The sequence below is a fragment of the Streptomyces sp. NPDC088732 genome, assembly GCF_044751205.1.
GTDB lineage: Bacteria > Actinomycetota > Actinomycetes > Streptomycetales > Streptomycetaceae > Actinacidiphila.
The window spans coordinates 59740-65856 of sequence record NZ_JBIVLI010000033.1 but is presented as its reverse complement, the minus strand read 5'-3'; the positions used below and the strand labels follow the sequence as shown (position 1 = coordinate 65856).

Here is a 6117-nt window from a genome sequence, read left to right as displayed (position 1 = left end):
AGGCGGTGGCGGAGCGGGTCGTGGCGCTGTTCGCGCGCTGACGCTCCTCGGGGTCAGTCCTCCCAGGCGTCCGGGTTCCTGCGGCGGGCGCGCCGGTCCTGCTCGCGCTCGGCGAACTGGGCGGCGTTCACGCCCACGACCTCGTCGCCAGGCGGGCGGGCCGCAGCAGTTCGCGGCGGCCCGTGGCAATGCGGTGGCGGAGCGGGTCGTGGCGTTGTTCGCGCGCTGACGCTCCTCGGGGTCAGTCCTCCCAGGCGTCCGGGTTCCTGCGGCGGGCGCGCCGGTCCTGCTCGCGCTCGGCGAACAGGAACCCCATCGACTGGGCGACGTTCACGCCCACGATCCCGGCCCAGGCGATGAGCAGCCCGGGCAGGTGCTCGTTCGCGCCGATCGCGGAGAGCGGGATGGCCATGATGAGGGAGAAGCCGGCGAAGCCGTAGCGCGCGCCGAACCGGCTGCGGCCCTCGTCGCCGTTCGGCCCGACCTGGCGGCCGGCGCGGGCGAACGCCGTCTGGTGCTCGGCCAGTTCGCGGCGCACGCGCCGTTCGACCTGGGCGTCGATGCGCTGGTCGATCTTCTCCAGGAAGGAGTCGACGAGCGCCGACTCGTACTCCTCACCGAGGTCCTTGCGCGCCTGAAGGGTGGCGGCGAATTCCTTTTTGAGCTCTGGGTCGCGGGCGTCCATGACGCCACCGTACGGACACCGGCGCGCCGGGGCACTGGGGGAAACCCCCGAACTCCCTCAGGGGCGCTCCCCCCTCCCCAGTAGGGTCGTGCCGTGACCGCACCCAGGCCCCTGCTGACCGCGCTGTACGGCGACCACGGCGACCGCCCCGACGCACTCGTCGTCGCGGGGGCGGCCAGCTCCCGCGAAGGGCTGCTGGCCGCGGCCGGGGCCGTGGCACGGCGGATCGCGGGGGCGCCCGCGGTGGCCGTGCACGCCACCGCGACCCTGGAGACGGTCGTCGCGGTCGTCGGCGGGCTGCTCGCGGGAGTGCCGGTGGTGCCGGTGCCGCCCGACGCGGGCCCGGCCGAGCGCGGGCACATCCTTGGCGACTCCGGGGCGGTCGAGGCACCCCCGGTCGACCTCGCGGAGAGCGCCGCCTTCGACGGCCCCGAGCCGGGACCGGACACCACCGCCCTCGTGCTCTACACCTCCGGCACCACCGGGGCCCCCAAGGGCGTCCTTGTACCGCGCCGCGCGATCGCCGCCGACCTGGACGCGCTCGCCGGGGCGTGGGAGTGGACCGCGCAGGACACCCTCGTCCACGGCCTGCCGCTGTTCCACGTGCACGGCCTGGTGCTCGGCGTCCTCGGCGCCCTGCGCACCGGCAGCCGCCTGGTCCACACCGGGCGCCCGACCCCGCAGGCGTACGCGGAGGCGGGCGGCAGCCTGTACTTCGGCGTCCCCACCGTCTGGGGCCGCGTGGCCGCCGAACCGGAGGCGGCCAAGGCGCTCGCCGGCGCCCGGCTGCTGGTGTCCGGCAGCGCGCCGCTGCCCGCGCCGGTCTTCCGGGACCTGGAGGCGCTGACCGGGCAGCGGCCCGTCGAGCGCTACGGCATGACGGAGACCCTGATCACGGTGAGCACCCGCGCCTCCGGCGAGCGGCGGCCCGGGTCCGTCGGCCTCCCCCTGCCCGGCATCCGCACCCGGATCGCGGCCCAGCCCGGCGAGGAGATCGGGGAACTGCAACTCACCGGGCCGACGCTCTTCGACGGCTACCTCGGACGCCCGGAGGCCACCACCGCCTCCTACACCGAGGACGGCTGGTTCCGCACCGGCGACATCGCGGCGGTCGACCCCGACGGCATGCACCGCATCGTCGGCCGGGCCTCCACCGACCTGATCAAGTCCGGCGGCTACCGCATCGGCGCGGGCGAGGTCGAGAACGCGCTGCTGGACCACCCCGCGGTGCGGGAGGCGGCGGTGGTCGGCGCCCCGCACGCGGACCTCGGCCAGGAGATCGTCGCGTACGTCGTCGCCGACGGGGTGACCGAGCGGGAGCTGATCGACTTCGTCGCCGGGCACCTGTCGGTCCACAAGCGCCCCCGCAAAGTGCGTTTCCTGGCCGAACTGCCGCGCAACGCGATGGGCAAGCCCCAGAAGAAGCTGCTGCCGCCCGCGTAGGTGCGCGGGCCGCACGGCATGGCACGCTTGCCGGAGGAGCGGGAACGGACGGGGAGAGCCAGATGTCGACGGACAACGACACCGCGTCGGCGCGCCTGATGAAGCTGTTCGAGGCCCACCGCCTCACGCCCACCCAGCGCCGCATCGCCCACTGCCTGGTGCGGCGCGCCGCCGACGCGCCCTTCCTGTCCAGCGTCGAGGTCGCCGAACTCGCCGGCGTCAGCCAGCCCTCCGTGACCCGCTTCGCCGTCGCCCTCGGCTTCGACGGCTACCCGGCGCTCCGCCGCCACCTGCGGGAGGTCGTCCCCGCCGCGGTGCCCGAGGGCCGGCCGGCGGGCGACACGTACAACGAGTACCAGGAGGCCGTCCAGGCCGAGATCGAGAACCTGCGGCACCTCGCGGCCCTCCTCGCCGACCCGGCGCCCGTCGCCCGGGCCGGCGCGCTGCTGGCCGGATCGCGGCCGCTGCTCGTGCTCGGCCTGCGCGCGGCCGCCGCCCAGGCCCGCGGCTTCGGCTACTTCGCGGGCAAGGTCCACCCCGACGTGCGCCTGCTCGACGAGGGCGGCAGCATGCTCGCCGACCGCGTCGACGCGGCGGTGCTGGCCGGGGCGAGCGCGCTGCTGTGCTTCGCCCTGCCGCGGCACCCGCGCGAGGTCGTCGAGGCGCTGGCGTACGCCCGCGGGGCGGGGCTCACCGTCGTGACCGTGGCCGACAGCGCGTTCGCGCCGGTCGCCGCGCACTCCGACATCCTGCTCCCGGCGGCGGTCGGCACCGGCCTCGCCTTCGACACCGCGTGCGCACCGATGCTGCTCGGGCGGGTGCTGCTGGAGGCCATGTGCGACGGGCTGCCCGACGCCCAGGCGCGGTTGGAGGAGTTCGACGCGAAGGCGGCGGCCGCGGGGCTGTTCGCGGAATGACGGCGGCCCCGGAAAAGGCTCCCGTTCTCCTCACGGAATCTTGAAGTTCGCCGAGTAATCTCCCCCCTCGACATGTGACGGAGCGCGAGGGAGGGGCAGGACGTGGTGCGCGGAACGTATGTGCTGGCAAGGGTCGCGGTCCTGGTGCGGACGGAAGCACGCTGGCTGTGGTGGCTCGGGGTCGTCGCGGCGGGCACCGGGGTCTTCGTCCCCGGCCTGACCGGGCGGCGCATCGGCGTCCTCGGCGGCGCCGCCCTGTTCGTCGTGGCCGCCTTCGCCGCCTTCCTCGTCCGGCGCCGCCGGTACGCGGCCCTGGCCGGGCGGGCGGAGCGGGCCCCGAGGTCCGTGTTCCTCCAGGACCGCCGCGTCACGGCCCGCGGCTGGGCGCGCTCCCGCCGCTGGTGGCTGCTGGGCGCCTTCGCCGTCGCCCTCGCGTCCAGCGCCGCAGTCCCGGCGGCGGGCGGCATGCTGCTCGCCGGCCTCGGCGCGGGCCTGTGGGCCAAGGCGGTCGGCATAGGCCGCTGGGAGCGCGCGCACGACGAACTGGTCTGGGTCCGCCCCGAGCACGCGGGCCGCGGCCCCGCCGCGCCGTCCGTCCCGTCCTACGAGACCACCGGCCCGGCCGCCGGCGACGCCGCCCCCGGCGGCACCCGCCGCTGACCGGCTCTTGCCGCGGGGGCGCGCGTCCCGTGCGGGCGGGCGTTGCCTTCGGCCGCTGATTCGGCCGCGGGGGCCGCGCCTTCCGTGCGGCCTGCTGTGCGGGCCTTCGCAACGATCGCCGGGTCGCCTTGGGCAGGGTGACGTCGCCGACCGCGCGGGCGGTTCGGCCCGGTGCGCCGTGGGGGTGCGGCGGCACGCGCCGTCCGGCCGGGTGGGCGGGCGTTCGGCCCGGAGGGCCCCATGGTGCGGCATCCTGTGCGGCTCAGCCGTCGGCCGTCGACCTGGCCGTACAGGTGTGAGTGCTGCCGCCGGACGCCTGGGCGGTTCGGCCCCGGCATCGCTCCGCGGGGTCTGTGCGGCTCGGCTGTCGTCCGTTGGCCGGGCGATGCCGTGGCGGGGTTGCCGGGTGTGTGCGGAGGCTTCGGCCCGGGGTGCCCTGGTGCGGTCGTCCGGCCCCGCGCCCGCTTGGGCGGCGCAGGCGCAGTCCGCCCGTCGTGTCGATCTGGTCGTCCAGTTCGTGTGCGTCCCCGGCCCTGGTGGCGCGGGGCGCGGGGCGCGGGCACGAGTTCGGTGCGGACGGGGAGTCGTTGACGGGTGGCGGAGGGCCCTGTGGTGCGGCAGTCCGAGAGGCAGGCGCTGGTGCGGTGCGGTGCGGTCGTGGCGGGGTTGCCGGGTGTGTGTGGAGGCTTCGGCCCGGGGTGCCCTGGTGCGGTCGTCCGGCCCCGCGCCCGCTTCGGGCCCTGTGGTGTTGCGTGCGGCTCGGGGCCGGCGCGCGCGCAGCCGTGGTCGTGCGGCGGTCCGGGTCGGGCTCGTCCCGCGCTCGTGCAGTTCCGGCGCTCAGCCGACCCGCCAGGCCACGGCGGTGTTCCCCGGGGCCGTGCCCAGCGGCGCAGTTGCGCGACGTCGACCGGGCGATGCCGGCGGGCGTGCGGCGGCTTCGGCCCGGGCGCAGCCGTCCGAGCCGGGTCGGGCTCGGCCGCGGTGGCGTTCCGCGTGGCGCGGCTGCGGCCCGCTGGCCGGGCGCCGCAGGCGCGAGTTCGGTGGGGGCGAGGGGAACGTGGCCGGGGTCGGCCCGGTCGTGCGGCGCCCCGCGCCGCCGCTCAGCCGCCGGACTCCGCGACGAGTTCCGCGAGGGTCTGGGCGCGGCGCAGGGTGCGGAAGTGCGGGGGGTCGCCGGTGTGGCCGTGGACGGCGGGGCGGGGGAGGGAGTTGTAGGCGAAGTGGGTGGAGAAGTAGTAGGCGCCGGTGTCGAGGAGGGCGACGAAATCGCCCTCCTCCAGCAGGGGGAGGGCGCGTGCGGAGGCGACGAGGTCGCCCGCGAAGCAGCAGGGGCCGGCGATGTCCTGGAGGACGGGCTCACCCCGCTTCGCGACGCCCTTGCCGTCGAGCGCCAGTACCCGCAGCGGCCAGGACTGCGGGGCGAAGACGGTGCGGGTGGCGACCTGCACGCCGGCGTGGGTGACCGCGATGGCCCGGCCGCCCGCGGACTTGGTGTACTCGACCCGCGCGAGGACCGTGCCGTGCCGGGCCAGCAGCGAGCGGCCGAACTCGGTGACGAGCCCGTAGCGCCCGTCGAAGAGCCCGGGGACGGCGGCTCGCAGCATCCCGGCGTACTCGGCGAAGGTGGGCCGTACCTCGTCGGTGGTGAAGTCGACCGGCAGGCCGCCGCCGATGTCGATGACGCGGACCTGCTGCCGTCCGGCCGCGCGGTTGACGCGCTCGGCGAGTTCGTACGTGGCGCGGACGCCGGCCGCCATGCGTTCCAGGGGGACGCCCTGGGAGCCGGTGTGGGTGTGGAGGCGGGTCAGCCAGGGGCGGTCGAGGAAGGCCTGGACGACCTGGTCGGCGGCGCCCTCGTCGCGCAGGGCGACGCCGAACTTCGAGGTGGCGGTCGCGGTGCTCATCGCGCCGATGCTGCCGCCGCCGACCTGCGGGTTGACGCGCAGTCCCAGGGGGGTGGCCGTCCCGGGCCGTACGAGCCGGTCCAGCCGGGCGAGTTCCTGGAAGTTGTCGGCGTTGACGGCGATACCGAGGGCGAGGGCCTCGGCGAGTTCGGCGGGTGTCTTGGCGGGGGAGTCCAGGACGGTGCGGTCCGCGGGGACGCCCGCCGCCCGGGCGAGGGCGAGTTCGCCGGGGCTGGCGACCTCGGCCCCGATGCCCTCCTCCGCCAGCAGCCGCAGTACCGGTACGAGTGAGGCGGCCTTGACGGCGAAGGTGTGCGTGACCTCGGTGCCGGGCGTGGCGAATGCCTCCCGCAGGGCCGCGGCGGAGGCGCGGATCCCGTCCAGGTCCAGCAGGCCGGCCAGCGGCTGCTCCGGTCCGACCAGTCCGTGTTCCACGGCGGCGCGCAGGACGTTCCCCCGTCGGCTCATGCCTCCATGGTGGCGCGGGCGGACAATTCCCTCAGGGGAA

The 6117-nt window shown here is 76.4% G+C and carries 5 protein-coding genes; 3 read left to right on the top strand and 2 right to left on the bottom strand.

Translation table 11 applies throughout. From position 1 onward, the window contains the following. Positions 1-241 precede the first annotated feature (241 nt). Entirely contained in the window at positions 242-685 is a 444-nt protein-coding gene (locus ACIP9H_RS38090) for a hypothetical protein (protein ID WP_401587842.1), read from the bottom strand. 93 nt (positions 686-778) lie between these two features. Between ACIP9H_RS38090 and ACIP9H_RS38085 the strand changes: the two genes are divergently transcribed. From ACIP9H_RS38085 to ACIP9H_RS38075, 3 genes are all read left to right on the top strand, one after another. Then, positions 779-2128 (top strand): AMP-binding protein, encoded by a 1350-nt coding sequence (locus ACIP9H_RS38085; protein ID WP_401587845.1) that lies wholly within the window; start codon positions 779-781, stop codon positions 2126-2128. A gap of 62 nt (positions 2129-2190) precedes the next feature. Further along, positions 2191-3045 (top strand): MurR/RpiR family transcriptional regulator, encoded by an 855-nt coding sequence (locus tag ACIP9H_RS38080; protein ID WP_401587848.1) that lies wholly within the window; start codon positions 2191-2193, stop codon positions 3043-3045. A gap of 102 nt (positions 3046-3147) precedes the next feature. Then, positions 3148-3705 carry a hypothetical protein gene (locus ACIP9H_RS38075; RefSeq protein ID WP_401963532.1) on the top strand — a complete coding sequence of 186 codons (558 nt, stop codon included), beginning with the start codon at positions 3148-3150 and terminating at the stop codon, positions 3703-3705. A 1100-nt stretch (positions 3706-4805) separates the two neighbouring features. Here ACIP9H_RS38075 and ACIP9H_RS38070 read toward each other — a convergent pair. Next, positions 4806-6077: a diaminopimelate decarboxylase gene (locus tag ACIP9H_RS38070; protein ID WP_401587854.1), complete on the bottom strand. Its 1272-nt coding sequence runs from the start codon at positions 6075-6077 to the stop codon at positions 4806-4808. Positions 6078-6117 lie beyond the last annotated feature (40 nt).